At 62.6% G+C, this 26,721-nt stretch carries 20 protein-coding genes; 5 read left to right on the forward strand and 15 right to left on the reverse strand.

Annotated elements, in window-relative coordinates:
* Together glyA and BM194_RS06585 are read right to left on the reverse strand one after the other, a co-directional pair.
* Window positions 1–957, reverse strand: a 957-nt coding sequence (glyA, locus tag BM194_RS06580; RefSeq protein ID WP_092844997.1) for a serine hydroxymethyltransferase, incomplete at its 3' end; no start/stop codon positions are given.
* Between the two features lie 322 nt (window positions 958–1,279).
* Entirely contained in the window at window positions 1,280–2,326 is a 1,047-nt protein-coding gene (locus BM194_RS06585; RefSeq protein WP_092844999.1) for a GlxA family transcriptional regulator, read from the reverse strand.
* A gap of 421 nt (window positions 2,327–2,747) precedes the next feature.
* Here BM194_RS06585 and fdhA point away from each other — a divergent pair, with 421 nt between their 5' ends.
* Window positions 2,748–3,935 carry a formaldehyde dehydrogenase, glutathione-independent gene (gene fdhA, locus BM194_RS06590; RefSeq protein WP_092845001.1) on the forward strand — a complete coding sequence of 396 codons (1,188 nt, stop codon included), beginning with the start codon at window positions 2,748–2,750 and terminating at the stop codon, window positions 3,933–3,935.
* A gap of 106 nt (window positions 3,936–4,041) precedes the next feature.
* On the opposite strand, the gene BM194_RS06595 is transcribed toward fdhA, so the two are convergent.
* From BM194_RS06595 to BM194_RS06615, 5 genes are all read right to left on the reverse strand, one after another.
* Window positions 4,042–4,290, reverse strand: a complete 249-nt coding sequence (locus BM194_RS06595) for a formate dehydrogenase subunit delta (protein WP_092845003.1) — start codon at window positions 4,288–4,290, stop codon at window positions 4,042–4,044.
* 97 nt (window positions 4,291–4,387) lie between these two features.
* Window positions 4,388–7,264, reverse strand: a complete 2,877-nt coding sequence (fdhF, locus tag BM194_RS06600) for a formate dehydrogenase subunit alpha (RefSeq protein ID WP_092845005.1) — start codon at window positions 7,262–7,264, stop codon at window positions 4,388–4,390.
* An 11-nt stretch (window positions 7,265–7,275) separates the two neighbouring features.
* Entirely contained in the window at window positions 7,276–8,838 is a 1,563-nt protein-coding gene (locus BM194_RS06605) for a formate dehydrogenase beta subunit (protein ID WP_092845007.1), read from the reverse strand.
* The gene (locus BM194_RS06610; RefSeq protein WP_092845009.1) at window positions 8,835–9,281 is read right to left on the reverse strand and encodes an NAD(P)H-dependent oxidoreductase subunit E; all 447 of its coding nucleotides are present in this window, start codon (window positions 9,279–9,281) and stop codon (window positions 8,835–8,837) included. Before BM194_RS06610 ends, BM194_RS06605 begins: the two co-directional genes overlap by 4 nt.
* Window positions 9,282–9,392: 111 nt before the next feature.
* On the reverse strand, window positions 9,393–10,499 hold the full coding sequence (locus tag BM194_RS06615) for an FAD-binding oxidoreductase (RefSeq protein ID WP_092845011.1): 1,107 nt from the start codon (window positions 10,497–10,499) through the stop codon (window positions 9,393–9,395).
* 362 nt (window positions 10,500–10,861) lie between these two features.
* Here BM194_RS06615 and BM194_RS06620 point away from each other — a divergent pair, with 362 nt between their 5' ends.
* Window positions 10,862–12,148 carry an aromatic ring-hydroxylating oxygenase subunit alpha gene (locus tag BM194_RS06620; RefSeq protein ID WP_092845013.1) on the forward strand — a complete coding sequence of 429 codons (1,287 nt, stop codon included), beginning with the start codon at window positions 10,862–10,864 and terminating at the stop codon, window positions 12,146–12,148.
* Window positions 12,149–12,222: 74 nt separating this feature from the next.
* On the opposite strand, the gene BM194_RS06625 is transcribed toward BM194_RS06620, so the two are convergent.
* Window positions 12,223–12,468, reverse strand: coding sequence for a hypothetical protein (locus tag BM194_RS06625; RefSeq protein WP_092845015.1), 246 nt, complete (start codon window positions 12,466–12,468; stop codon window positions 12,223–12,225).
* A 209-nt stretch (window positions 12,469–12,677) separates the two neighbouring features.
* On the opposite strand from BM194_RS06625, the gene BM194_RS06630 reads away from it, so the two are divergent.
* From BM194_RS06630 to BM194_RS06640, 3 genes are all read left to right on the forward strand, one after another.
* Entirely contained in the window at window positions 12,678–14,270 is a 1,593-nt protein-coding gene (locus tag BM194_RS06630) for a BCCT family transporter (RefSeq protein ID WP_092845017.1), read from the forward strand.
* Window positions 14,271–14,432: 162 nt separating this feature from the next.
* A complete protein-coding gene (locus tag BM194_RS06635; protein ID WP_092845019.1) occupies window positions 14,433–16,175 on the forward strand; it encodes a sodium:solute symporter family protein in 1,743 nt (580 codons plus the stop codon).
* Window positions 16,176–16,254: 79 nt separating this feature from the next.
* Window positions 16,255–17,139, forward strand: a complete 885-nt coding sequence (locus tag BM194_RS06640; RefSeq protein ID WP_218155376.1) for a DMT family transporter — start codon at window positions 16,255–16,257, stop codon at window positions 17,137–17,139.
* Window positions 17,140–17,197: 58 nt separating this feature from the next.
* Here BM194_RS06640 and etfB read toward each other — a convergent pair whose 3' ends face one another.
* The 7 genes from etfB to gbdR form a co-directional block, all read right to left on the reverse strand.
* Entirely contained in the window at window positions 17,198–18,007 is an 810-nt protein-coding gene (gene etfB, locus BM194_RS06645) for an electron transfer flavoprotein subunit beta (protein ID WP_092845021.1), read from the reverse strand.
* Entirely contained in the window at window positions 17,997–19,280 is a 1,284-nt protein-coding gene (gene etfA, locus BM194_RS06650) for an electron transfer flavoprotein subunit alpha (RefSeq protein WP_092845023.1), read from the reverse strand. The genes etfB and etfA overlap by 11 nt, the downstream gene beginning before the upstream one ends.
* On the reverse strand, window positions 19,277–21,274 hold the full coding sequence (locus tag BM194_RS06655; protein WP_092845025.1) for a (Fe-S)-binding protein: 1,998 nt from the start codon (window positions 21,272–21,274) through the stop codon (window positions 19,277–19,279). Before BM194_RS06655 ends, etfA begins: the two co-directional genes overlap by 4 nt.
* Before the next feature lie 178 nt (window positions 21,275–21,452).
* Window positions 21,453–23,525, reverse strand: coding sequence for a dimethylglycine demethylation protein DgcA (dgcA, locus tag BM194_RS06660; RefSeq protein WP_092845027.1), 2,073 nt, complete (start codon window positions 23,523–23,525; stop codon window positions 21,453–21,455).
* Between the two features lie 15 nt (window positions 23,526–23,540).
* Window positions 23,541–24,071: a 4-vinyl reductase gene (locus BM194_RS06665; protein ID WP_092845029.1), complete on the reverse strand. Its 531-nt coding sequence runs from the start codon at window positions 24,069–24,071 to the stop codon at window positions 23,541–23,543.
* A 102-nt stretch (window positions 24,072–24,173) separates the two neighbouring features.
* Window positions 24,174–25,151 carry a dipeptidase gene (locus BM194_RS06670; RefSeq protein ID WP_092845031.1) on the reverse strand — a complete coding sequence of 326 codons (978 nt, stop codon included), beginning with the start codon at window positions 25,149–25,151 and terminating at the stop codon, window positions 24,174–24,176.
* Window positions 25,152–25,405: 254 nt separating this feature from the next.
* Window positions 25,406–26,548, reverse strand: a complete 1,143-nt coding sequence (gbdR, locus tag BM194_RS06675; RefSeq protein WP_092845033.1) for a choline metabolism transcriptional regulator GbdR — start codon at window positions 26,546–26,548, stop codon at window positions 25,406–25,408.
* Window positions 26,549–26,721: the final 173 nt, after the last annotated feature.

A 26,721-nucleotide genomic window follows, 5' to 3' on the forward strand; every position in this document is an offset into this window, starting at 1 on the left:
CAGGAACAGGTGGTCGTCGGTGCCGCCGGAGACGACGTCGAAGCCGCGTTCGAGGAACACCTGTGCCATGGCGCGGGCATTGTCGATCACCTGGCGCTGGTAGTTGACGAAGTCCTGGCTCATGGCTTCCTTGAAGGCCACGGCCTTGGCCGCGATCACGTGCATCAGCGGGCCGCCCTGCTGGCCCGGGAACACGGCGCCATTGAGTTTCTTGACCAGCGCCTCATCGGCATTCGCCGACAGGATCAGGCCGCCGCGCGGGCCGCGCAGCGTCTTGTGCGTGGTAGTGGTCACCACGTGGGCGTGCGGCAGCGGACTGGGATAGAGTCCGGCGGCGACCAGGCCGGCGACATGCGCCATGTCGACCATCAGGTAGGCCCCGACCTCGTCGGCGATGGCACGGAAGCGGCGCCAGTCGATGACCCGCGAATAGGCTGAGAAGCCGGCGATGATCATCTTCGGCTGGTGCTCCCGCGCCAGGCGCGCGACTTCCTCGTAGTCGATCTCGCCGGTATCGGGATTCAGACCGTACTGCACGGCGTGGTAATGCTTGCCCGAGAAATTCGGCGCGGCACCGTGGGTCAGATGGCCGCCGTGGGCCAGGCTCATGCCCAGCACGGTATCGCCAGGCTTGACCAGGGCCATGAACACGGCCGCGTTGGCCTGGGCGCCGGAATGCGGCTGGACGTTGGCATAGTCGGCGCCGAACAGGTCGCAGGCGCGCTCGATCGCCAGCGCCTCGACCTTGTCGACAAACTCGCAGCCACCGTAGTAGCGGCGACCGGGATAGCCCTCGGCGTACTTGTTGGTCAACTGGCTGCCCTGAGCCTCCATCACGGCGCGACTGGTGTAGTTCTCGGAAGCGATCAATTCGATGTGCGCTTCCTGGCGAGACACTTCTTCCGCAATGGCTTGTGCAACCTGTGTATCGAAGACGTTGAGGCTGGAATGGTTCATTTCGCTCTCCCGGTGTTATTGATATCGAGACTGTGATGAGGGCCAAGGCAAGAAAACTAGTGACAAGCCAACGGTGCGAATGGAGTTCGTCTTAAAAAGTCATGGTTAGCTGCATTGTTTTTATGACCGGCCCAGTGCCCAATGAGACATGGCCTCGCTCACTTGGATTTAAAGCCAAGGCAGTGGCTCATGAATTGAACAAATGCGACATATTTCATGAACGCCACCTGTCGACGGCCGTCGACACCAGCACAGCGAAGGTTAGGAGTTGCGAACTTGCGAAGGTGGCAATACTGCGGCGCAGCGCCATGATCAAAGGCTTTCAGGAAAATGCTTTGTCATGGATATGCAGGAAATGAGGATCGACTGGTGCCCCGTCCGAATCGCCGGAACGTTTGCGCACATCGGAGGGAGACATACCGAAGGCTGAGCGAAAATGCCGAGAAAAGTGAGCCGTGTCGGCAAACCCGCAGCGCTCACCTATCTCGGTCACGCTCTTGCCGGTGTAGTGCAACAGCCACAGGCCATAGCGCAAGCGTAGCTCACGGGCGAATTTCTGGGGGCTTACACCCAGCGTTTCGCGAAAGCGCCGCTCCAGGTGACGCCTGGAAGTCCCGACCCGCTCGGCAAGCCTGTCCATCGACATGGACTCGCCCAGATGCTGCTCGAGCAAGGTAATGGCACGCCTGACCAGCCGGTCCTCGATCTTGCCGAACACCACCGGCTGGGGCTGGGCATAATTGCCCGGACGCGCCTCGTCGATCAACATGATGTGCAGGCTTTTCATGGCCCATGCCTTGCCCATGTGGCGCTCTATCAGATAAGCGGCCAGATCCGCCGATGAGGCCCCACCGGCACAGGTGATGATGTCGCCATCATCGATGAACAGCCGGTCGGCCACCGGCTCGATGGACGGGAAACGTCGGGTAAGATCCCGATGGTGGTACCAGCTGATGCAGCAGCGTCGGCCTGACATCAGCCCCGCCTGGATCAAGGCAAAGACGCCGGTGCACACGCCCACCAGCGGCACCTTTTCCGAGGCTGCACGACGCAGGTATGCCAACGCCTCCGAATCGACCCGGTTCCGCTCATCCTGGACACCGCCGATCACCACGATGTAGTCGAAATCGCCCGGATCCTGCAGCGGCACGCAAGGGGTAATGGCGGCTCCGCAACTGGAGGTGGCGTTCTGCCCGTTGCTGGTCATGAAGGTCCAGTGGCAGCGCAACTGCCGGCTGCGGTCACCTTCATCGGCAGCCAGGCGTAAGCAATCCACGAACGCGGCAAACGGCAGGAGAGTAAAGCGATGCAGCAGGACGAACCCCACGGAAAGCGGTTCGCCATGGGCTAAATCAGGTCGGGATGGCATTCTGTAGCCTCGCCCTGAACAGGTGGGTATCGCTCAATATCATACGCCGCATGAAGAAGTGTCGTACCGATCGATGAACCGGCGCCGACCAGCTAAGGGCCTCGTCATTTCCGCATTCTCTTTCAGGTAACTCGCCGAATACGCCGGGTTATCCGATGCCGATGAGACCAGCAGGCTCTCGGTAACCCTACTGCAAATTCTTCCATGGCAACAGGCCTATTTCCGGTTATGGGTGGAAACCGCATGTCGCCCATCTACTGGCCAGTGTCGTGCCTGGATAACTCCCCCTCTTGCACTTGTTCCACGCTGGAGAGCCAAGCGCACGCTTGGCCGCTGCCGTACACAAGGCGCCAGAACAACAAGCCCAGCCTGATCTCGCCTCGCGGATGGGATCACGGCGAAACGCACAAGAGGAATCAGCATGTCAGACAATCGCGGTGTGGTTTATATCGGCCCGGGCAAGGTCGAGGTGCAGGACATTGCCTATCCGAAAATGGAAACGCCCAACGGTAAGCCTATCGAGCATGGCGTCATCCTGAAGGTCGTTTCCACCAATATCTGCGGCTCCGACCAGCACATGGTGCGTGGCCGGACTACTGCGCCCTCCGGCATGGTGCTGGGTCACGAGATCACCGGCGAGGTCATCGAAAAGGGCAAGGACGTCGAGTTCCTGAATATCGGCGATCTCGTCTCGGTCCCCTTCAACGTAGCTTGCGGCCGTTGCCGTACCTGCAAGGAAGGCCATACCGGCGTGTGCCTGCATGTCAACGACGACCGCGCCGGCGGTGCCTACGGCTATGTTGACATGGGCGGCTGGGTCGGTGGCCAGGCGCGCTATGTCATGGTGCCGTATGCCGACTTCAACCTGCTCAAGTTCCCCGATCGCGACCAGGCCATGGACCGGATTCGCGACCTGACCATGCTCAGCGACATCCTGCCGACCGGCTTCCATGGCGCCTTGAATGCCAAGGTCGGCGCAGGGTCGACGGTGTATGTGGCGGGCGCCGGCCCAGTGGGCCTGGCGGCAGCGGCATCGGCCCGCCTGTTGGGTGCCGCCGTGGTCATGATCGGCGACTTCAACCAGCAGCGCCTGGAACACGCCCGCAAGATGGGCTTCGAGCCAGTGGATCTCAGCAAGCATGACCGTCTGGGCGAGATGATCGCGGCGATCGTCGGCGAGCCCCAGGTGGACAGCGCCATCGACGCGGTCGGCTTCGAGGCAGTGGGTCATGGCGGCAAGGAGCAGCCCGCCGTGGTGCTCAACCAGATGATGGAAGTCACCCGCGAGGCCGGTTCCATCGGCATTCCCGGGCTGTATGTCACCGAGGACCCCGGTGCCACGGAGAAGGCGGCACAGACCGGCAGCCTCAGCTTGCGTTTCGGCCTGGGCTGGGCCAAGGCCCACTCCTTCCATACCGGGCAGACACCGGTAGTGCAGTACAACCGCCAGCTGATGCAGGCGATCCTGCATGGCAGGCTCAACATTGCCGAAATCGTCAATGCCCAGGTAATTTCCCTGGAGGACGCGCCGCAGGGTTACCAGCAGTTCGATTCGGGCGTGGCAAGCAAGTTCGTGCTCGATCCGCACGGCCTGCTGGGCGTGGCGTAACGTTCAGCAGAAAGCTGGCCAACACCGGTATCCAAGCGCTAACGCAATCAGCCCCCATGGCAGTCGCCATGGGGGCTGATTGGTTTATCCATATGTTGCAGTTTGTCTATGCGTTGGCCGCACTGCCCAGCAGTAGCGTTCGATGCTCGATGAGGGCCTGCCTCACCAGGTCGTCCAATTGCGCCTCCACGTCGGCGTCCCGATCAAGGGCCTCGATCAGGGTGGCACGCATGGAAGGCGCCCAGAACTTCTTCATGTGCTCGGCAATTTGCTGGCGAGCGTGCTCGGGCTGGGGGTCGGTCGTGAAATAGCTGCCAATCTGGTTGGCCATGTATACCAGCTTGTCGGGTGTCACCGCTTTGTCTCCTCACAAAGAAACTGCGCCCGTCGCCCGCAGACAACGGGCCCGCCATCCCTGGCGGCCCCTTCATCCATGCCTATTCGGAAGGGTGTCACGCGCTCGTATCGCTCTCCGTCACGGGCGTTTTGTCGTTGCCGTCAGGCAGGAAGGCCCGCTGGCGTGCCGTGAACTCACCATACTCGCGCTGCCATTCCGACGGCTGCATTACCTTGGCCACCTCGACCGCAGTGACCTTGTACTCGGGGCAGTTGGTCGCCCAGTCCGAATTATCGGTGGTAATGACATTGGCGCCCGAGACGGGATGGTGGAATGTGGTGTAGACCACACCCGGCTGGACCCGCTCGGTCACCGAGGCGCGCAGCACCGTCTCGCCACTGCGGCTGGCCACCGCGACCCAGTCGTCGTCGACGACCCCCCGGCTTTCGGCATCGCTGGGATGGATCTCGAGCCGGTCTTCGGCATGCCAGTGGACGTTGTCGGTACGCCGGGTCTGCGCACCCACGTTGTATTGCGACAGGATACGCCCGGTAGTCAGCAGCAGTGGCCGCTTGCGGCTGGTACGCTCCTCCGTTGGGACATAGGCGGTGAGCATGAAGCGTCCCAATCCACGCACGAACGATTCGCCGTGCATGATCGGCGTGCCGAGGGGCGCGCTGTCGTTACAGGGCCACTGGATACTGCCGAGCTCGTCGAGGCGGGCATAGCTGACCCCGGTGAATGTCGGCGTCAGCCGGGCGATCTCGTCCATGATTTCGCTGGGGTGGGAATAGGGCATCGGCTGGCCCAGTGCCTCGGCCAGCGCCACGGTGACTTCCCAGTCGGCCTTGCCCGCCCGCGGGCGCATTACCCGACGCACTCGCGAGATGCGCCGTTCAGCGTTGGTAAAGGTACCGTCCTTCTCCAGGAAGGACGCGCCCGGCAGGAAGACATGTGCGTACTTGGCCGTCTCGTTGAGGAACAGGTCCTGCACCACCACACATTGCATGGCCTTTAGCGCCGCCTGGACATGCTGGGTGTTGGGATCGGACTGCACCGGATCCTCGCCCTGCAGGTAAAGGCCGTGGAACTGCCCGGCCAGGGCCGCATCCAGCATGTTGGGCACCCGGAAGCCCGGCTCGGGGTCGAGCGTTGCTCCCCAGGCCCGCTCGAATTCCAGGCGGGTCGTGGGCTCGGAGACGTGCCGGTAGCCGGGCAATTCATGCGGGAAGGAGCCCATGTCGCAGGAGCCCTGCACGTTGTTCTGCCCACGCAGCGGATTGACACCCACCCCAGGGCGGCCAAGGTTACCGGTAGCCATGGCCAGGTTGGCGATCGCCATGACGGTGGTCGAGCCCTGGCTGTGTTCGGTCACGCCCAAGCCATAGTAGATGGCGGCATTGCCACCGGTGGCATACAGGCGCGCAGCGGCGCGCAACGTCTCGGCGGGCACGCCGATGACCTCGCTCAACTGCTCGGGAGCGTTTTCCGGACGCGCCACGAACTCGCGCCACTGGGCGAAGCTTTCGGTTTCGCAGCGTGCGGCCACGAAGGCCTCGTCGACCAGCCCCTCGGTGACCACCACGTGCGCCAGCGCGTTGAGCAGCGCCACATTGGTGCCCGGCTTGAGCTTGAGATGATGCGCTGCCTCGATGTGCGGCGTGCGCACCAGCTCGATGGTCCGTGGGTCTGCCACGATCAGCTTGGCTCCGTCGCGCAGGCGCTGCTTCATCATCGAGCCGAATACGGGATGGGCGTCGGTGGGGTTGGCACCGATGATGAAGACGACATCGGCCTGCTGCACCGAGTCGAAATCCTGGGTGCCCGCCGACTCGCCCAGGGTAGCCTTCAAGCCATAACCGGTCGGCGAATGACAGACCCGCGCACAGGTATCGACATTGTTGTTGCCGAAGGCGGTACGCACCAGCTTCTGGACTAGATAGGTCTCTTCATTGGTGCAACGCGAAGAGGTCAGTGCCCCGATCGCATTGCGACCATGCTCGGCCTGGAGGCGCCGGAACTCGCCGGCCGCGTAGTTGATCGCTTCTTCCCAGCTCACTTCCTGCCAGGGCTCATCGATCGAGCGGCGAATCATCGGCGTGGTGATGCGATCGGGGTGGGTGGCATAGCCCCAGGCGAAGCGCCCCTTGACGCAGGAGTGGCCGTGATTGGCCTTGCCCGCCTTCTCGGGCACCATGCGCACGACCTCTTCGCCCTGCAGCTCGGCGCGGAAGCTGCACCCCACACCGCAGTAGGCACAGGTCGTGACCACCGCCCGTTCGGGCTGGCCCTTCTCGACTACCGACTTTTCCATCAGCGTCGCGGTCGGGCAGGCCTGCACGCAGGCACCGCAGGACACGCACTCCGACTCGGCAAACGGCTCGTGGGCGCTAGGCGAGACCATGGACGCAAAGCCACGCCCGTCGATGGTCAGGGCCAAGGTCCCCTGCACTTCGTCACAGGCGCGAACGCAGCGACTGCAAACGATGCACTTGGAGGGGTCGAACTGGAAATAGGGATTGGAGTCATCCACCTCGGCCGCAAGATGGTTCTCGCCCGGCGCATAGCGCACTTCACGCAGGCCGACTGCGCCGGCCATGTCCTGCAACTCGCAATTGCCGTTGGCCGAGCAGGTCAGGCAGTCCAGCGGATGGTCGGAGATGTACAGCTCCATCACATTGCGCCGCAGCTTGGCCAGCCTGTCGCTCTGGGTACGCACGACCATGCCGTCGGCTACCGGTGTGGTACACGAGGCAGGATAGCCACGCCGGCCTTCGATCTCGACCAGGCACAGGCGGCAGGAGCCGAAGGCATCGAGACTGTCGGTAGCGCAGAGCTTGGGAATCGACAGGCCAGCCTCGGCAGCGGCGCGCATTACCGAGGTTCCCTCCGGCACGGTGACCGGCATGCCGTTGATCTCGAGGGTCACCGGCGCTCCGCCACTGGCAGGAGCGGGAGTCCCCAAATCGGGTTCGTAGATACTCACCGTCATGATTGCCTCCGTCAGGCGTGGGCGGTTTCGGCCACCAGGCCGAAGTCTGCCGGAAAGTGTTCAAGCGCGCTCAACACCGGGAACGGCGTCATGCCGCCCAACGCGCACAACGAGCCGTTGAGCAGCGTGTCGCAGAGTTCGCGCAGGAGTGTCACTTGGGCTGAATCCGTGCCCTTGTCGCGTTCGGCAATGATGCGGTCCAGCAGTTCGACCCCGCGTGTCGAGCCAATCCGGCACGGGGTACACTTGCCACACGACTCGACCGCGCAGAAGGCCATGGCATGACGCGCCATGTGCGCCATGTCGGCAGTGTCGTCGAACACTACGATGCCGCCGTGCCCGACCGTGCCCTGGGCAGCGATGAAGGCTTCATAGTCCAGCGGGATGTCGAACTGCTCGGCAGGCAGGTAGGCACCGAGCGGTCCACCGACCTGCACGGCCTTGATCGGCCGGCCGCTGGCCGTGCCACCGCCGTAGTCGTAGAGCAGTTCCTTGAGACTGACGCCGAAGCCGAGCTCGACCAGCCCGCCACGGCGGATGTTGCCGGTCAGCTGGATGGGCAACGTACCGCGCGAGCGCCCCATGCCGTAATCCCGGTAGAACGCCGGGCCCTTGTCGAGGATCGCCGGCACACTCGCCAGCGAGATGACGTTGTTGACCACGGTGGGCCGCTGGAACAAGCCCTTTATGGCCGGCAGCGGCGGCTTGGCGCGGACCTGGCCACGCTTGCCTTCCAGACTCTCCAGCAGGGCGGTTTCCTCGCCGCAGACATACGCACCGGCGGCGCGCCGCACCTCGAGATGGAACCGCTTCCCGCTGCCCCGCAGGTTGTCGCCCAGATAGCCTGCCGCCCCGGCACGCGCAATGGCCTCATTCAGGATGGCCTCGGCATGCGGGTATTCCGAGCGCAGGTAGATGTAGCCCTGCTCGGCGCCCACTGCCAGGCCGGCGATGGCCATGCCCTCGATCAGCAGGTAGGGATCGCCCTCCATCACCATGCGATCCGAGAACGTCCCGGAGTCGCCCTCGTCGGCATTGCAGACGATGTACTTGGGTTCGCCCACCGCCTCGAGCACCGTGTTCCACTTGATCCCGGTGGGAAAGGCAGCCCCGCCACGCCCGCGCAGCCCCGATTCGGTGACGGCGGCGACGATCTCGGCCGGCGTCATTTCGAGCGCCTGCGTCAGGCCGCGGTAGCCCTCGTACGCACGATAGTCATCGAGACTCAGCGGGTCGGTAATGCCGACACGCCGAAAGGTCAGCCGCTGCTGCGCCTTGAGATAAGGAATCTCCTCGGTCAGCCCCTGAGCCAGCGGATGCGCCCCGCCGTGCAGGAAGTCCGCCTCGAAGAGGCCCGGGACATCGTCCCGGTCAACCGGACCATAGGCGACCCGGCCCTCGGCGGTTTCCACCTCGACCAGCGGTTCCAGCCAGTACAATCCCCGTGAACCGTTTCGAACCAGGTCGACAGTGATCCCGCGTTCGGCCGCCTGGGCGAGAATGGCATTGGCTACCGCCTCGGCGCCGACGGCCAGGGCGCCCGAGTCACGAGACACGTACACGGTGATATTCATGCCGCCACCTCCCTGGCCAGCAGGGACGCCAGCTTTTCCTGGCTCATGCGACCATGATAGGCATGACTGATGTCGATATTCGGCGCGCAGGCACAGTTGCCGAGGCAGTACACCGGCTCCACCCCATCACCCAGGATTTCAGTCGCCTGGGACAGCAGCGCTGCCGACCCCATCGATTGGCAGGCTTCACCCATGCAGATGCGCACTTGCGGCCCTGGCGCATACCGGAAGTCGTGATAGAAGCTGATCACACCATGTACCTCGGCACGCGACAGGTTGAGGCCACCAGCTATCTGGCCAACAGTTGCCGAGGGGATGAAGCCGAGGGCCTCCTGAATATCGTGGAGCACGGGCAACAGCGCGCCCGGTCGATGACGATGACGCTCTATGACAGTTTCCACGATGGAGTGGAAGCGCTCGGTATTATTGATATTGTTGGACATAGCCCGGTCCTTCCTCTGTTCTCGCTGGCGTGACGAGAGGCATGGCCCTGGCGCACCGGAGCGGTATCGCCAGGGCCATGCATGAAACGTTGACGGCAGTGCTAGCGCTGCCTAGAAATCGACGACCAGATTGCCCTTTGGCCGACTGCAACAAGACAGGATGTATCCCTCTTCGATATCCTCATCGGTAATCCCGCCGTTGTGATCCATGTCCACTTCGCCGGACTTGAGCCCGACACGGCAGGTACCGCAAATCCCCATGCCACAGGCCTTGGGAATATGCAGGCCGAGCTTCGATGCCGCCGCATGCACGGTCTCGCCAGGCTGGATACGCACGCTTTTCCCCGAGCCGGCAAACTCGACGCACAGCAGATCCGCGTAATCGATATCTTCGGCTTCTGCCTCGGCCTGTTCGGCCAGTTCAAGCACGTCCTCACGCACATCCAGCGGCGTAGCGCCAAAGGATTCCTCGTGATAATGGCTCATGTCGAAGCCGTTGCTGCGCAGAATATTCTTGATGGCGTTCATGTACGGCGTCGGGCCGCAGCAGAATATCTCCCGTTCCAGGAAGTCGGGCACCATCAACTCCAGCATGGGCTGTGTCAGGTAGCCGCGATAACCGGCCCACGCCTCGCCGATGTCATCCTTGTTTTCACAGACGATATGCAGCTTGAACTCGGGTATGCGGGAGAACATGTGCACGAGCTCGCGGTGATAGATCACATCGCGTGGCGCTCGGGCACTATGGATGAACTCGACATCGACATTAGCATTGGTGTCGAAGAACCAGCGCGTCATCGACATCAGCGGTGTGATGCCCACACCGCCGGAGAGAAACAGCACCTTGTCGGCCGGAAAGTCGATCGAGTTGAAATTGCCGACTGGCCCGTGCACCACCAACTCGTCGCCAACCTTGAGGTTTTCGTGCAACCAGTTGGAAACCTTGCCGCCCGGCACCCGCTTGACGGTGATCGAGAAGCTATAGGGAATCGACGGTGAACTGGAGATGGTATACGAGCGCATGATTGGCTCGTTGTCGATCTCCAACTCCAGGGTCACGAACTGGCCCGGTTTGAAGAAGAACAGCACGGGCTGTTCTGCCATGAAGCAGAACGTGCGTACATCCCAGGTTTCCTGAATCACCTTGACGCAGCGAACCGAATGGCGACCGTTGGTCCAGGTCTGGGTCGTGACCGGATTGAAGAAGTTCATTGTCATCGTTGTCTCTGCCTGGCAGTGCCGTGGCTATGCCTCCACCGGCCCGTCACATCCGTACGGTCCAGCGCCCTTTCATGCTCGCATTCTGGGTACGCACTGATGGGTCGGCTTGTCTGGCAGCGACATACACATGTCTCCCCCACCCATCCCCGCGCCGTGACACGCTGGCCAAGTCGCCGTTACGCCACCTGAGGTCGTGAATAGACAATTGACAGGGTCGCGCATGTACCACAATCGCCATCACTTACCAATCCCAGATCGCTCCATGCATCAATGCCAGGCCTCTGACGACAACAACATCAACCCATGACCGCACCACCGCCGCTCTCGCGGGGAAGCGGCGCTACAAAAGGATATTTGGTATGGACCTGATAGCGACTCACGAACTGGACGACCCCTTGGCCAAGGCTCGCGAGGCGACTGCCGACATGCTGCAGGCGAGGGCCCGCAACTTTTCGCTTCCCCAACCGTTCTACAACGATGCCCGGCTATTCGCACTCGACATGCAGGAGATCTTCGAGAAGGAATGGCTGTTCGCAGGCATGACCTGCGAAATCCCCGCCAAGGGCAGCTTCATGACCCTTGATGTCGGCAGCAACCCGATCATCATCGTGCGCGGTAACGACGGTCATGTGCATGCCTTTCACAATGTCTGCCGTCATCGCGGCTCACGCCTGTGTGTCAAGGACAAGGGCAAGGTGGCCAAGCTGGTCTGCCCCTACCATCAGTGGACCTACGAACTCGATGGACGACTGCTTTTTGCCGGCAGCGACATGGGCAGCGACTTTGACCTCGCCAGTTACGGCCTGAAGCCGGTCAACGTGAAAACGGCCGGAGGCTTCATCTTCATCAACCTGAGCGAGAACCCGCCGGCCATCGACGATTTCCTGGTGACGCTGGAGCACTATCTCGAGCCGTACCAGATGGACAACGTCAAGGTCGCCGTGGAATCGAGTATCGTCGAGCAGGCCAACTGGAAGCTGGTGATCGAGAACAACCGCGAGTGCTACCACTGCAACGGCTCCCACCCGGAGTTGCTCAACTCCTTGCAGGAATTCGACGACACCGAAGACCCTCGCGCCACGCCAGCCTACAAGTCACTGGTCGCACGCAAGCAGGCGGATTGGGACAACGAGCAGGTCCCCTGGCAGTTGAAGCGTTTCGGCAAGCGCAACCGCCTGACCCGTACCCCGCTGCTGGATGGCATCGTCTCGATGACCATGGACGGCCAGCCGGGCTGCAAGAAGCTGATGGGGCGCCTGACGAGCCCGGACATGGGCTCGCTGCGTATCCTGCACCTGCCCAATTCGTGGAATCACTTCATGGGGGACCACTCCATCGTGTTCCGCGTGCTGCCGCTGGGCCCGCAGCAGACGATGGTCACCACCAAATGGCTGGTCCACAAGGATGCCGTGGAAGGCGTCGATTACGATCCCGAGCAGCTTCGCCGGGTATGGGACGCCACCAACGATCAGGACCGGCGCCTGGCCGAGGAGAATCAGCGTGGCATCAACTCGAAGGCTTACCAGCCCGGCCCCTACTCCGAGACCTACGAGTTCGGTGTCATCGATTTCATCGACTGGTATGCCGAGCGATTGCTGACCAACCTGGACCAGGACGCACCCACGCTGCACGTGGCAAAAGGCTGAATTAGACGAGCATGACACTGGCCCGCGCAAGCGGGCCAGTCCTCTCTAGATACACCGGTTTTCGCACGAGACGCCTAGCGCTGGCGCAATTCCGGTAGCAGAAACCCCTCTATGGCCTGACGTACTGAAGGCAGCATGACGTCAGTATGCTCCATCAGGTCGCACACCAGCGTCTCCAACCCCGGCACACCGACCTCGACGTGTTTGCGCCGCGCCATGCGCGCGCAGGTTTCAGGACAGGCATCCTCGGGAATACGCACGCCAAGGGCGACCAGTCGCGCCCGGAAGTCATCACCATCGATCAACTCAACGATCATCATGATCGGGTCCTCTTGTTGTTGTCGCCGTTCGGCTACCACTCGCCTGAAGTGTAATGCCATCCGACAGGCGATGCGCCTCCCGGCGCGGCGGTAGTTACGTCGACGTCGGTTTCAAGCAATCGCGCTACGCCGTCTCCCCCAAGAATGCAATGCAGCCGTACTTGCCGCAATGGCATACGGCCGACTGCACAACAACAAGAGGACAACCTATGGACCAAGATGATCCGGTCCTGGCCCCCGGCCAGGATAACAAGCAAGTCATGGGGCTGGATTTTCATAACCCCGTCTTTCCCCTGTCTGCCGTCGCCATCCTGGGATTTATCATCTATGCGCTGATTTATCCCGATGCTGCCAGCGGCCAACTCGGCCTGGCCAAGAACTGGTCGATCGAACACTTCGACTGGCTGTTCATGATTGCCGGCAATGTCTTCGTGGTATTCTGCATCGCCTTGATTTTTCTGCCGGTGGGGCGCATCCGGCTGGGCGGCAGCGACGCCAAGCCGGAATTTTCACGGATGTCCTGGTTTGCCATGCTGTTCGCGGCAGGCATGGGCATCGGCTTGATGTTCTGGAGCGTCGCCGAACCGGTCGCCTACTACACCGACTGGTACGGCACGCCCCTCAACACGCCCGCCGGCACACCGGAAGGCGCCAGCGCGGCCATGGGCGCCACGATGTTCCACTGGGGTTTGCACCCTTGGGCCATCTACGCCGTGGTAGGACTGTCGCTGGCCTTCTTCGCCTATAACAAGGGGCTGCCGCTGACGCTGCGCTCGGCGTTCTATCCCCTGCTGGGCGAGCGCACGCGCGGCTGGGCAGGCCACATCGTCGATATTCTTGCCGTCCTGGCGACGATCTTCGGCCTGGCCACCTCGCTTGGCTTCGGCGCCTCCCAGGCCGCAGGCGGCCTGGCCTATCTGTTCGACGTCCCCAATACCATCGGTACGCAACTGGCGATCATCGTCGTGGTGACCGCCATCGCCCTGTTCTCGGTGTGGCGGGGTATCGATGGCGGGGTCAAGCTGTTCTCGAACATCAACATGGTGATCGCCGCAGTCCTGCTTCTGTTCGTGGTCTTTGCCGGCCCCACCCTGATGATCGTCACAGGATTTGGCACCACCGCCCTGGACTACCTGGGACACATCCTGCCGCTGTCGAACTGGATCGGTCGCGACGATGGCACCTGGTACCACGGCTGGACAATCTTCTACTGGGCATGGTGGATTTCCTGGTCACCGTTCGTCGGCATGTTCATTGCCCGGGTATCGCGCGGCCGCACGGTGCGCGAATTCCTGATCGCCGTGCTGCTGGTACCGACGCTGGTCACACTGGTATGGATGAGCGCATTTGGCGGTACCGCGCTCTTCCAGGCAGCCAACGGTGTCGGCGAACTGGCCAATGGCATCGGCGACGTTTCGCTGGCGATGTTCCACATGCTCGAACAGTTGCCATTGACCAGCCTGACGTCGACGCTGGCCATCATCCTGGTCCTGGTATTCTTCATCACCTCGTCGGACTCCGGCTCGCTGGTCATCGATAACATCACCGCTGGCGGCAAGACGGATGCGCCCAAGAGCCAACGTGTTTTCTGGGCAACGCTGGAAGGCGTGATTGCCGGTGTCCTGCTGTATGGCGGTGGCAGTACTGCGTTGGGTGCACTGCAGGCCGGGGCCGTGGCCACAGGCCTGCCCTTCACCCTGGTGCTGCTGGTGATGTGCTTCAGTCTCTACGTGGGGCTCCACAAGGAGCACCGGCAATTGGCGGCAGCGCCGAAGGGTGCCTCGCTGCAAGAGACCAAGTAGCCCCGACACGTAGGGGGATCGCCCGATGCCGTGGCGTCCCCCTCGCGTCCGGCGCGTTCCCGTGTCGTAAATGTTCTGATGTGTGCCGCTGATAGCGATGAAGCCATCAGCGGCACGCGGCATGATTTGCCGACACAACGTTAACAACCTACGGCTGTCTTCATGATCTACACAACCGCAATACTGTTCAGCTTGGTCGGTTACTTCCTCATCGGTCATCTGGCGGGACGCCGGGTCAAGCATCTCGATGATTATCTGGTCGCCGGTCGCAACGCTCCGACCTTTTTCATCCTCGGCACCCTGGTCGCAAGCTATCTGAGCACCAGCGCCTTTCTCGGCGAAACCGGCTTTGCCTATCAGGGCTACCCGTTCGTGATGTTGATCTTTGCTGCCGTCAGTACCTCCGGGTGTCTGCTTGGCGCACTGGCCTTCGGACGCTACCTGCGGCGTAGCGGGGCAAGAACCGTTCCCGAATTCTTCGGTAAGCGCTTCGCTTCCCGGCGCGTCCAGATCATCGCCGGCCTGACGACGATTTTCGGTCTCGGCGCCTACCTGCTGGGTGTCATGCAGGGGGCAGGAATCATGTTTGCCGAATTGACCGGCATGCCTTACTGGGTCGGCCTGGTGCTGGTATGGCTGACCTATACCGGGTTCATCCTCTACTCAGGTTCGCCGGGCGTCATGCTCACAGATACCGTGATGTTCGTGATCTTCTCGCTGGCCGCCCTGGGTGGCTCCATCTACATCCTCCAGGACCTGGGCGGCTGGCATGGCGTCATCGAAGGCCTGCTGAGTCAGCAAGACAAACCCGGCATTGCCCTCTGGCATGGCGTCATCGAAGGCCAGGAAGCCAGCTTTTCCACACCCGGCGAAGCGTTGACCTGGGGACTGACGCTGGGCCTGGTGTGGGCTGCAGTACTGGCAGCCAGCCCGTGGCAGTCCAGTCGCTACCTGATGGCACGCAACGAGCATGTCGTCATGCGTTCGGCCATGTTCACCGCCGTGGCGCTGGCCATCTTCTACGCACTGATGATGGTGACCGGTGCGGCCATCAACCTTTACAACGACCAGCTCGACCCCGAGCGCGCCATGGTATGGGTGGCACTCAACGTATTGCCGACCTGGCTTGGCGTGGTCATTCTCACAGGGGTTTTTGCCGCGGGGCTCTCCTCCTGCTCGACGTTCCTGTCGATCATCGGCTTCAGTCTCTCGAATGACATTCTTCCTGCGTCGCTGGACGAGGCATCGGCTATGCGGACCAGTCGTATTGCCGTGCTTGCCGCAGGCCTGATTGCACTGGGGCTCGCCCTGTTCCAGCCGCCGGCGGTAATGTCCGTCGTGTGGTTCGCGGCAACGTTGTTCGCTTCTTCCTGGGGCCCGGTAGCCCTGATGAGCATCTGGAGCCGCCGGATCACCGCTGCCGGCGCGGGCTGGGGCCTGGCGATAGGTTTTCTCAGCAACCTGGTTCTGTCACTGATGGTGCAGGCCGAGTGGGTCAGCCTGCCGGTCTACCTGCATCCGGTGGTGCTCAGTACACTCGTGGCCTTGGCGGCTATCCTGCTGGCCTCGCGTGCGACTCAGGTCAGCCAGGCCGAGCGGGATTATCGGGCTTTCCTGCATCAGCGCGATCCCAGTATCGAAGCCAAATGGGTGTCTGGCACCCGCTGGGTGGCAATGTGCACCATGCTGGCCGGCATCGCCGTCGGCCTCTTCCTGTGGCAACAGTACGCCGACACATTGGCTGCCCTGGCCGAGCGCTTCGTCATCCCTGGCGCGACTATCTCAGGGGCCTATCTCCTGGCTGCGGGTTGCGGCAGCATGCTGCTCGTGGCCGGCGCCGTGGGGTATTGGGTCGTTCGCCCGAGAAAGCTGAACACGCAAGGCATGCGTGCCGCCCGATCCTGATCGTTCCCGTCAATGATTGACTCCCCACCGCCATTCGCCGCTGGCGGTGGTTTTTTTTCAGCCGACCAGGAGTCCTGCCATGTCAATGCGTCCCTACCAGCGCGGTCTCGCCATGGTATTCACTGGCATCGTCTTTCTCAGCTTCGATGGCCTGCTGGTCCGGCTTGCCGGTACGGATGGCTGGACCATCGTATTCTGGCGCGGCGTATTCATGTTCTGTGCCCTTGGCCTGGTGAGCTGCCTTCGCAACCGGCTGGCCACGTTACGCAGTCATCCTGTAGCCTCGCTGGCATCCGCCGTGCTGCTCGGATTGATCTCCGGCCTTTTCGTGCTTGCCATCATGCACGCCAGCGTAGCCAACGTCGTCGTCATCCTGAGCTCGGCACCGTTGTTCGCCGCCCTGTTCTCTCGTCTGTTCTTGCATGAGCGGGTGCCGTATCGCACCGTGATTGCGATTGCAGCCTGCATGGTCGGTATGTTGCTGGTGTTCATGGGCTCGGAGACCGGCGGCATGCTTTCAGGCAACCTCTATGCCCTGGCAGCCGCAGCCGCCGTCGGCGGCAACCTGACCTTGCTGCGCCGCTACCCCACGATCGATCGCATACCGCTCATTGCCGGTGGAGGCATCCTGGCAGCAGTGGTGGCATTGCCCATGGCCAGCCCCCTGGCACTCGGCGGGCAGAGCTATGGCGTATTGGCCCTCATGGGCCTCGTGCAGATGCCACTGGCGACCGTGCTCATCAACAATGCGACTCGCTACCTGCCTTCGGCCGAGGTAGCGCTGTTCTATCTCGTCGAGACCGTCCTTGGCACGCTCTGGGTCTGGTGGCTGCTAGGGGAAGCGCCTTCGACAGCCAGCCTGCTCGGCGGTAGCGTGATCATCATGGCCTTGCTGGTTCATGCGTGGCTTGGATTGCGCAGAGAAGGCCACAACGCTATGAATTATGAAGGTAGTACCCAATGAAAAGCCCCACTTGTCACCAAGTGGGGCAGAGCGTTACAGCTTGGCCAGGCTAATGCCCTCAACGCAGTACGCCTTCCTCCTTGAGCAGGTTAAAGATCGCTTCTGCGCCCTGCTCCGGCGACACATCGCTGAGCAGTTGTCCACTACCGCTATCCGCCTTGGCCGCAGCCGCCTTGAAACGGTCGCGGGCCGAGGCCGACTTGACGATCTTGAGCCGCTTGGGCCGCTTGCGGGCTGGCTGAACGTGCCACTGCTCCTGTAGCTCATCGGGCACACTGGCGCAGGCACGCGCCGCGAGCTCCCCGCGTCGTGCCGGACCGAAGGCACTCTGACGGGCAGCCGGGGCACTGCTATCCACCGTGGCGATAGCCGGCAGGCGCACCCGCAGGCGGCGGCGTTTGCCGCGCGGCAACGCCTGCAGGACCGTGGCCACCCCCTGCTCGATGCTTTCCACTTGCGCCAGACCACTGATGACCGGCCAGCCCAGTGCCTCGGCCAGCAGGTACGGCACCAGCCCCGAGCCCTCGCCCGTCTCGGCGCGCGTCCCCGTGAGCACCAGTTGCGGCGCCATGTCGCGTAGCGACGTGACCAAGGCCGGAACGACATCGGCGCTCGAGGCTTGCTTGATGAGATTGATCTCGCCAATGCCCATGCCGAGGTAGCCGCGCAAGGCCTCTTCGTTGTCGTCGCCATTCCCCCCGGCATGCACCAACCGGACGGCGGCATCATTCAGGGACAGCGCCATTTCCACGGCGCGCGCATCCTGATCCGCACGTCGCGCACGTGCGGTCACCGGATGGCGCCCTACGGTCACCAGGACGGCGACGTTGAGCCCGGCATGGCTCGACGACTTGGCGTCATGCTGCATCGCGATTCTCCTGCTGTTCTTCCCGATAGCGTTCGATGCGCGCCACCAGCGCGGCGAGAATCTCGCTGGCATCGCCAATGACGGAGAGATCGGCACGCTTGATCATGTCGCATCCCTCATCGAGGTTGATGGCCACGACCTTTTCGCAGCTCTGGATACCCTGCAGGTGCTGGATAGCGCCGGAGATACCCACCGCCACGTAGACTCGCGCGGATACCCAGGTACCGGTGGCACCGACCTGACGGTCTCGCGGCATGAAGCCGTCGTCGACCGCGACGCGCGATGCGCCCTTGGTCGCGCCGAGGACTTGGGCAGCATGGTGATAGCCATCCCAATCCTTGACGCCGTTGCCGGCCGACAGAATGAATTCAGCCTCGGCCAGCGACACACTGGCCGGGTCGACGGCAACCTCGCCCATGTCCTCGATGCGTCCGAGCACCTCGGGCAACGCCTGGGCCAGCTCGACGGGCTGGGCGGCATGGCGTGTCTCGCTGACCGGTTCGGCACACTCTGCCAGTGCCAGTACCACGCGAGGCATGGCGCGAGCAATGTCGGTCGTGCCTGCCGCTCCGCGTGCCGTACAGCGCCAGCCGGTGTCGGTATCGGCATCCGCCTCGACCTGCCAGACCTGGGTCGCTGGACGCTCACCCAGCCGCACGGCGAGGCGCCGGCCCAGCTCCCCCCCACCGAGCGAGGAATCGGGTAGCAACCAGTAGTGCGGCGCCATTTCTCTCTCGACACTCTGCAACGCGGCGATACGCGTTTCAGGTAAATAGCCTGAGAAGGCGTCGCCCTGCACCTCCAGCAAGCGGTCGACGCCGGCTTCCCCGAAGGTGGTTTCCTTGTGTGTGCCGAAGACAATCGCCAGTACTGCTCCCGGGCGTTCGGGATCGGCATCGGCCAGTTGGCGTGCCAGCCCCAGCAAGTCGCGATCGTGAGACGACAACCGCCCCCCGGAGAGATCGGGCACCACAGCGACCATAAACGCCGGCGCCTCTATCTCGACACGTCGGCGTGTGTCCTTGGGCTGCGCCTGGCGGCTGCCGGGCTGGTTCGCAGCCTGTTGCGCGCCACTGCGATCGATACGCTTGATCCCGTTGGGACCTATGAAGCCGACGGCATGCGGATTGCGTCGCGTCAGTCCGCTGGGACCTGTCCATTCACTGGGCGAAGCTCCTCCACCCAGTTCCGCGAGCACTTCGAGATGCTCGGGATGCAGGCGATTGCGTGCGATCCATTCCTTGCGCGGATCGCGGCGAATGATATCGCTCATGGCGTCATCTCCTCCGCCGTACGGCGTGCCTTTCCGGTTGCCTCGTCCTGCGATGTGCCCTGTTCCGCCGTGGCATCAATGACCAACGCATCCGCGACCAGTTCGGCGATATCCTTGATCTCGGCCCGCGGGGCCACGACACCTTCGAGCATCGCCGTGCATTGTGGGCAGCCCACGGCGACCAGTTCGGCCCCGGTCTCTCGCACGTCGTTCATGCGCATGTCGGGAATACGCTGCTTGCCGGGTATGTCGGTAATCGGCGCCCCACCGCCACCGCCGCAGCAGCGCGAACGGTAGCCCGAGCGGGCCATTTCCTCGACCTCGATGCCGAGTGCCTTGAGCACCGAGCGCGGCGCTTCATACTCACCGTTGTAACGTCCCAGGTAGCACGGATCGTGATAGGTCACGAGGCCGCCTTTCCAGGCCTTCAGTGACAGCTTGCCATTTTCGAGCAGGTCGTTGAGATAGGTGCTGTGGTGGAAAACCTCGTAGTTCCCGCCCAACTCACCGTATTCGTTCTTGAGCACATGGAAGCTGTGCGGGTCGCAGGTAACGATACGCGCAAAGCGATACTGCCCCAGGGTCGCAATGTTGCGCTTGGCCAGCGTCTGGAAGGTCGCCTCGTCGCCCAGGCGACGCGCCACGTCACCGCTGTCGCGCTCTTCGTTGCCCAGCACGGCGAAGTCGACCTGGGCGGCACGCAGTACCGACACCAGCGCGCGCAGCGTCCTCTGGTTGCGCATGTCGAAGACGCCGTCGCCCAGCCACAGCAGCACCTCGGCGTCGCGCTTGTCGGCCATCAGCGGCAGGTTGAGATCCGCCGCCCAGTGCATGCGCGAACCGGGATCGAAGCCGCCGGGGTTGTCGGTCGCGATCAGGTTGTCGAGGACCTCGGCACCCTTGTTGGGCGTATTGCCGTGCTCGAGCGTCAGGAACCGTCGCATGTCCACGATGGCATCGACATGCTCGATCATCATCGGGCATTCCTCGACACAGGCGCGGCACGTCGTGCACGACCACAGCGTCTCGGCGTCGACCAGCGCCGTACCCTGGCGTGCCACAATCGGCCCGTGCGGCTCACCGGCATGTTCGCCCACCGGCTTGCCCGGATAGGGGCTACCGGCATATCGGGCATCGCTGCCACCGGCCATGCCGACGACCATATCCTGGATCAGTTTCTTGGGATTGAGGGGCTGCCCAGCGGCAAAGGCCGGACACATTGCCTCGCAGCGGCCACATTGCACGCAGGCGTCGAAGCCGAGCAGCTGGTTCCAGGTGAAGTCGGCGGGCTTCTCGACCCCCAGCTTCGCCTTGGGGTCTTCCAGGCGCAGTGCCTTGAGCCCGGTCGAGCGCCCCTCGCCGCCCTGCTTGTCCGAAAAGCGCTCGGGGCGACGATGAAAGGCCAGGTGCAGGGCGCCGGCAAAGGCGTGCTTCATCGGCCCGCCCCAGGTCATGCCGAAGAACAGCTCGCCCAGCCCCCAGGCCACCACGCCGGTCAGCACCAGGGCCAAGACCCAGGAGCCGGCATCTTCCGGCAATATGCCGGCCGTCGGCAGGGTGACCAGGAACACGCCCAGCGAAAACGCGATCAGGCTCTTGGGCAGGCGCATCCATGGGCCCTTGGACAAGCGTGGCGGCGGGTTGCGCCGCCGCTTGGCGACGAACAGGCTGCCGACGAACATGCAGGTCGTCGCGGCAAGCAGTGCCCAGGCCAGGACCGCGCTATCCAACCCGAAGCCATGCACGACAATGGCCAGCAGGGCGGCCAGCACGAAGCCACCGGCCGTGGCGACGTGGGTGTTGGACATCCGCTTGTCGCGCGCGACGACATGGTGCAGGTCGACCAGGTAACGCCGTGGCATCGCCGCCAGGCCCCGCATGAGCGGGACCGGCGAAGGCCGCCCCTGTCGCCACAGGCGAACGCGACGCACGGCACCGATCGCCGCCAGCGCCAGGGCGGAAAAGAAGAGTATTGGCAGGAGGGTATCGAGCATGATGCTCACCTCGTCTCAGGAGCAACCGTTGGCTTTGTTGGCATGGGGGCTGTTCCGGCGACAGGCCTCTGCGAGGGCGCTGTGAACCCATCCCTAGGCGCTACATTTGCCATCCCTGGCAAATGACCCTCGCTGCGGCCTGTCTCCGGCGCCCCTCGTCGTTGCAGCTATCGCTCAGTCAGAAGTCTTTGCACAACCGCAGGGCATCGTAGATCGCAGCGTGCGTATTGCGCGGCGCCGTGCAGTCACCCAACCGGAACAGCAGGTAACCTTCGCCACTCTCGGACAGGCACGGCTGCGGCTGGATCGCGTACAGCGCCTCGATGTCGATCTGCCCCTTGTTGCGCGACTGCCCCTTGAGGGCGTAATACAGCGACTCGTCAGGGCGCACGCCATTCTCGACAACGACCTGGTCGACAACGCGCTCTTCCTGGGCACCGGTGTATTCGTTCTCCAGTACCGCCACCAGCGAATCTCCCTCGCGATAGACCTTGTGCAGTGCCAGGTCGGAGGTCATGATCACCTCTTTTTCGTAGAGGCTGCGGTAATAGGTCGGGAACGTGGTGCCACCGACGGCGGCGCCGGGCTTGATATCGTCGGTCACGATCTCGACCTTGGCACCCTTGTCGGCCAGGTAGTCGGCGGCCGACACACCGGCGAACTCGCAGATGGTGTCGTAGATCAGCACGTTCTTGCCCGGCTCCACGGCGCCGCTGAGAATGTCCCAGGTGCTGACCACCAGGCTCTCGTCACGTGACTCGGCATACCCCCACTCCGGTACCTGCGACAGGAACGGTTGGCCGCCGGTCGCCAGGATCACGATATCAGGACGCAGATCGACGATCGTCGCCTCGTCGGCACGGGTCCCCAAGCGCTGGTCGACACCAAGACGCGCCAGTTCCAGCTGATACCAGCGAGTGATCCCTGCAATCTGATCACGCTGCGGTGCCTTGGCGGCTAGGGTGATCTGGCCACCGAGTTGCTCGGCCGCCTCGAACAGGGTGACGTCGTGGCCGCGCTCGGCACTGACGCGTGCCGCTTCCATGCCGCCAGGGCCACCACCGACCACTACGACCTTGCGCTTGGGCCCTTCGCTCTTCTCGATGATGTGCGGTACACCCATGTATTCACGCGAGGTCGCGGCATTCTGGATGCACAGCACGTCGAGGCCCTGGTACTGGCGGTCGATGCAGTAGTTGGCGCCCACGCACTGCTTGATCTGGTCGACTTCGCCCATCTTGATCTTGGCGATGAAGTGCGGGTCGGCGATATGTGCGCGGGTCATGCCTACCAGATCGACGTAACCGCCCTCGAGGATGCGCTGCGCCTGGTTGGGATCCTTGATGTTCTGGGCATGGATCACCGGCACGCTGACCACTTCCTTGATGCCGGCCGCCAGGTGCAGGAAAGGCTCCGGCGGATAGGACATGTTGGGAATTACGTTGGCCAGCGTATTGTGGGTATCGCAGCCCGAGCCGACCACGCCGAAGAAGTCGACCATTCCGGTCGCATCGTAGTAGGCGGCGATCTTTTTCATGTCGTCGTGGGTCAGACCGTCGGGGTGGAACTCGTCACCGGTGATGCGCATGCCGACCACGAAATCGTCGCCAACCTCGGCGCGCACCGCCTTGAGCACTTCCATGCCGAACCGCATGCGGTTCTCGAAGCTGCCGCCCCATTCATCGGTCCGCTTGTTGACGCGCGGGCTCCAGAACTGGTCGATCAGGTGCTGGTGCACGGCGGATAGCTCGACGCCGTCCAGCCCCCCTTCCTTGGCACGCCGCGCCGCCTGGGCGAAATCGCCGACGATGCGCCAGATTTCCTCTTCCTCGATGGTCTTGCAGGTCGAGCGGTGTACCGGCTCACGAATACCCGACGGCGACAGCAGGGTCGACCAGTTGAAGCCGTCCCAACGCGAGCGGCGGCCCATGTGGGTGATCTGGATCATGATCTTGCCACCGTGCTTGTGCACTGCATCGGCAAGATTCTGGAAATGCGGGATGATGCGATCCGTGGACAGGTTGACCGAGCTCCACCAAGCCTGCGGACTGTCGATGGACACGACTGACGAGCCGCCGCAGATGCACAGGCCACAGCCCCCCTTGGCCTTCTCCTCGTAGTACTTGACGTAGCGGTCGGTGGTCATGCCGCCATCGGTGGCGTAGACCTCGGCGTGGGCGGTACTGACCACACGGTTGCGGATAGTCTGGTTGCCGATCTTGATCGGTTGGAACAGTGCTTCGAATGCCATGGCGACGACCTTCGATTATTGTGGTTTAACGACAAACAGGCCGTGATCGTGGCCTTCTTCGGCGGCACTCTGGACCTGCTCAGCGACGGTGCGTAGTTCACTGCCCCGGGCGCTGAGGATCTGGTCCATGGCACCGGCGAACCAGCCTGTGAACATGTATTCGATCTTTCTGCCGACCTTGCCAAGCTGGTAGACGAAGGCGCTGTGCTCCAGGCGCACCTGTGCCGTCCCTTCTTCCAGATCGATCTGTTCGGTAATGAACCTGCCCCAGCCCCGCTGCGACAGACGCGTCATGTAATGTTCGAACACCGCCACGCCGGTCAAGCCGTGCAGCTCGGCTTCCTTCTCGCACCAGTGCCAGGCGCTCTTGTAGCCGGCATCATAGAGAATCTCGGCGTACTTCTCGGCACCCAGCGCCTCTTCCACGGCAACGTGATTGTTGATGAAGAAGTGGCGCGGCACGTAGAGCATCGGCAGCGCGTCGGTGGTCCACACGCCGGTTTCCGAGTCCACTTCGATAGGCAGTTCAGGGGCCATCTTGGTCACGGTCTAACTCCTCGAAATCGTTGTTCTTGGCACTTGTTACTCGCGAATAAGTCCGGGCTGTTCCGGCGACAGGCCTACGCCCCAATCTGGGTCGTTGCCCAATCAGGCGCCCCAGACCTCTTTCAAGATACGCACCCAGTTCTCGCCCATGATCTTCCTGACTTGGGTCTCGGAGAGGCCGCGTCTGAGCAGCGCCTCGGTCAGGTTGGGAAACTCGCCGATAGTGCGGATACCTTCCGGATTGACGATCTTGCCGAAGTTGGTCAGGCGGCGGGCATAGCCCTTGTCATGGGTCAGCCACTCGAAGAACGACTTGTCGTGTCCCTGGGTAAAGTCGGTACCGATGCCGATGGCATCCTCGCCGACGATGTTCATCACGTATTCGATAGCTTCGCAGTAGTCGTCGATGGTCGAGTCGACGCCCTTCTTGAGGAACGGGGTAAACATCGTGACGCCAACGAAACCGCCGTGATCGGCGATGAACTTGAGTTCCTCGTCGGACTTGTTGCGCGGGTGTTCCTTGAGGCCGGAGGGCAGGCAATGCGAATAGCAGACCGGCTTCTGTGACTCGAGGATGACTTCCTCGGAGGTCTTGGCCCCCACGTGAGACAGGTCGCACATGATGCCGACACGGTTCATCTCCGCGACGATCTCGCGGCCGAAGCCGGACAGGCCTCCGTCACGCTCGTAGCAGCCGGTGCCGACGAGGTTCTGGGTGTTGTAGCACATCTGCACGATACCCACGCCGAGCTGCTTGAAGACCTCGACGTAGCCGATCTGGTCCTCGAAGGCATGGGCGTTCTGGAACCCGTAGATGATGCCGGTCTTGCCCTCTTCCTTGGCCCGGGTGATATCCGCCGTGGTACGCACCGGACGCACCAGGTCGCTGCATTCGGCCATCAGCTTGTTGGAAGCCACGATGTTATCGACAGTGGCCTGGAAGCCTTCCCATACCGACACGGTACAATTGGCCGCGGTCAGGCCGCCCCGGCGCATGTCCTCGAGCAGTTCACGGTTCCATTTGGCAATGATCAGGCCATCGATGACGATGGCGTCGTCGTGCAGTTCGGCAGGGGTCATGTCGACACTCCAAGCGGTGACTTATGCGAGGAGAATATCCCTGCCTTGCCATGGCTCGACTCTTGGAAGCGACGGTGAAAATTCCAAAAACGTCATTGTTTCGTGATTACGACGGACAGGGGCGAAACTGCCGGGCCGACATGACGCCAGGTGAACAATGAGCGATCTATTGCGAAAGATAAACGAGCTGCCCTGAGGCTGGGCAGCTCGCTAAATGACTGGGATGGGGCGTGGGAAACGAGAAGGGACGGGGATCACTTCAGCAGCGGCACGCTGGCAAAGGTCGGCTCGCCCTGTGCATGGGCCAGCGCCAGCAAGGCACTGGAAACAGGCTCGTTGCCGGGTGTCTCAGTGGCCCACGCCTTGGTCGCACTGGATGAGTTAGCGTCTTTACCTTGTCGGTTCTGGACACCGGAGCGCTCATCCCGCGGCGGCACGCCGAAATACTCGCGATAGCACTTCGAGAAGTGTGGCGTGGAGACGAAGCCGCATACCGAAGCGACCTCGATGATCGACAGGGAAGTCTGCTTCAGCAACTGGCGTGCCCGCACCAGGCGCAGCTTGAGGTAGTAGCGTGACGGCGAGCAATGCAGGTACTTCTGGAACAATCGCTCCAGTTGACGCCGCGAGACATTGACGTAACTGGCCAGTTCATCGAGTTCAATCGGCTCTTCGAGGTTGGACTCCATCAGCGCCACGATTTCCAGCAGCTTGGGCTGGGTCGTCCCCAGTACATGCTTGAGCGGTACACGCTGCTGGTCCTGCTCGTTGCGCACACGCTCGTAGATGAACATCTCGGAAATGCCCGCTGCCAGCTCACGACCATGGTCCCGCCCGATCAGGTTCAGCATCATGTCCAGCGGGGCCGTTCCGCCAGACGCCGTGAACCGGTCACGGTCGATGGAAAACAGCCGCGTGGTCAGGGCGACCTTGGGGAAGGCTTCCTGCATGGACGCCAGACACTCCCAGTGAATGCTGGTCTCGTAGTGGTCGAGGAGCCCCGCCTTGGCCAGGGCCCAACTACCCGTACATACCGCACCCAGCCGTCGCAGTTGGCGCGACTGCGACTGGAGCCAGTGGATGTGCTCGCGACTGACACTATGCTGCGGGCCGACCCCACCACATACCACCACCCAGTCCAGCGACAGCGGAATGTTGATGGAGGCATCGGGCGTTACCTGGAGCCCATCGCTGGCCCGCACCGGCGCGCCATCCTGGGTCAGGGTATACCAGCGATAGAGTTCCCGGCCCGCCAGTTGATTCGCCATCCGCAACGGATCGATCGCCGAGGCCAGGGAGATCAGGGTGAAATTATCCAGCAGGAGAAATCCCAGGGTCTGGGGAGCGCCAGAACGAGCGACCGTTTCGGTCGGTCCTGTTGACTGGTCTGTTGCCATTGTCGTCATCTCCATCATCTTGTTGCTTTTGTCTTGTTAGACAGGTGCCACTTGCGCCAGTTTTGTTATCGCGTCTAAGACCTTCGTTCCTGCTTGGTCTTGACTGTGTCTCTATGTCGCATGTTGGCACGAAAAGGGAGAAAATTGGCTAGGTCTTGGCTTCTGCCAGGCCA

Source organism: Modicisalibacter xianhensis (genome assembly GCF_900113605.1).
Taxonomy (GTDB): Bacteria; Pseudomonadota; Gammaproteobacteria; order Pseudomonadales; family Halomonadaceae; genus Modicisalibacter; species Modicisalibacter xianhensis.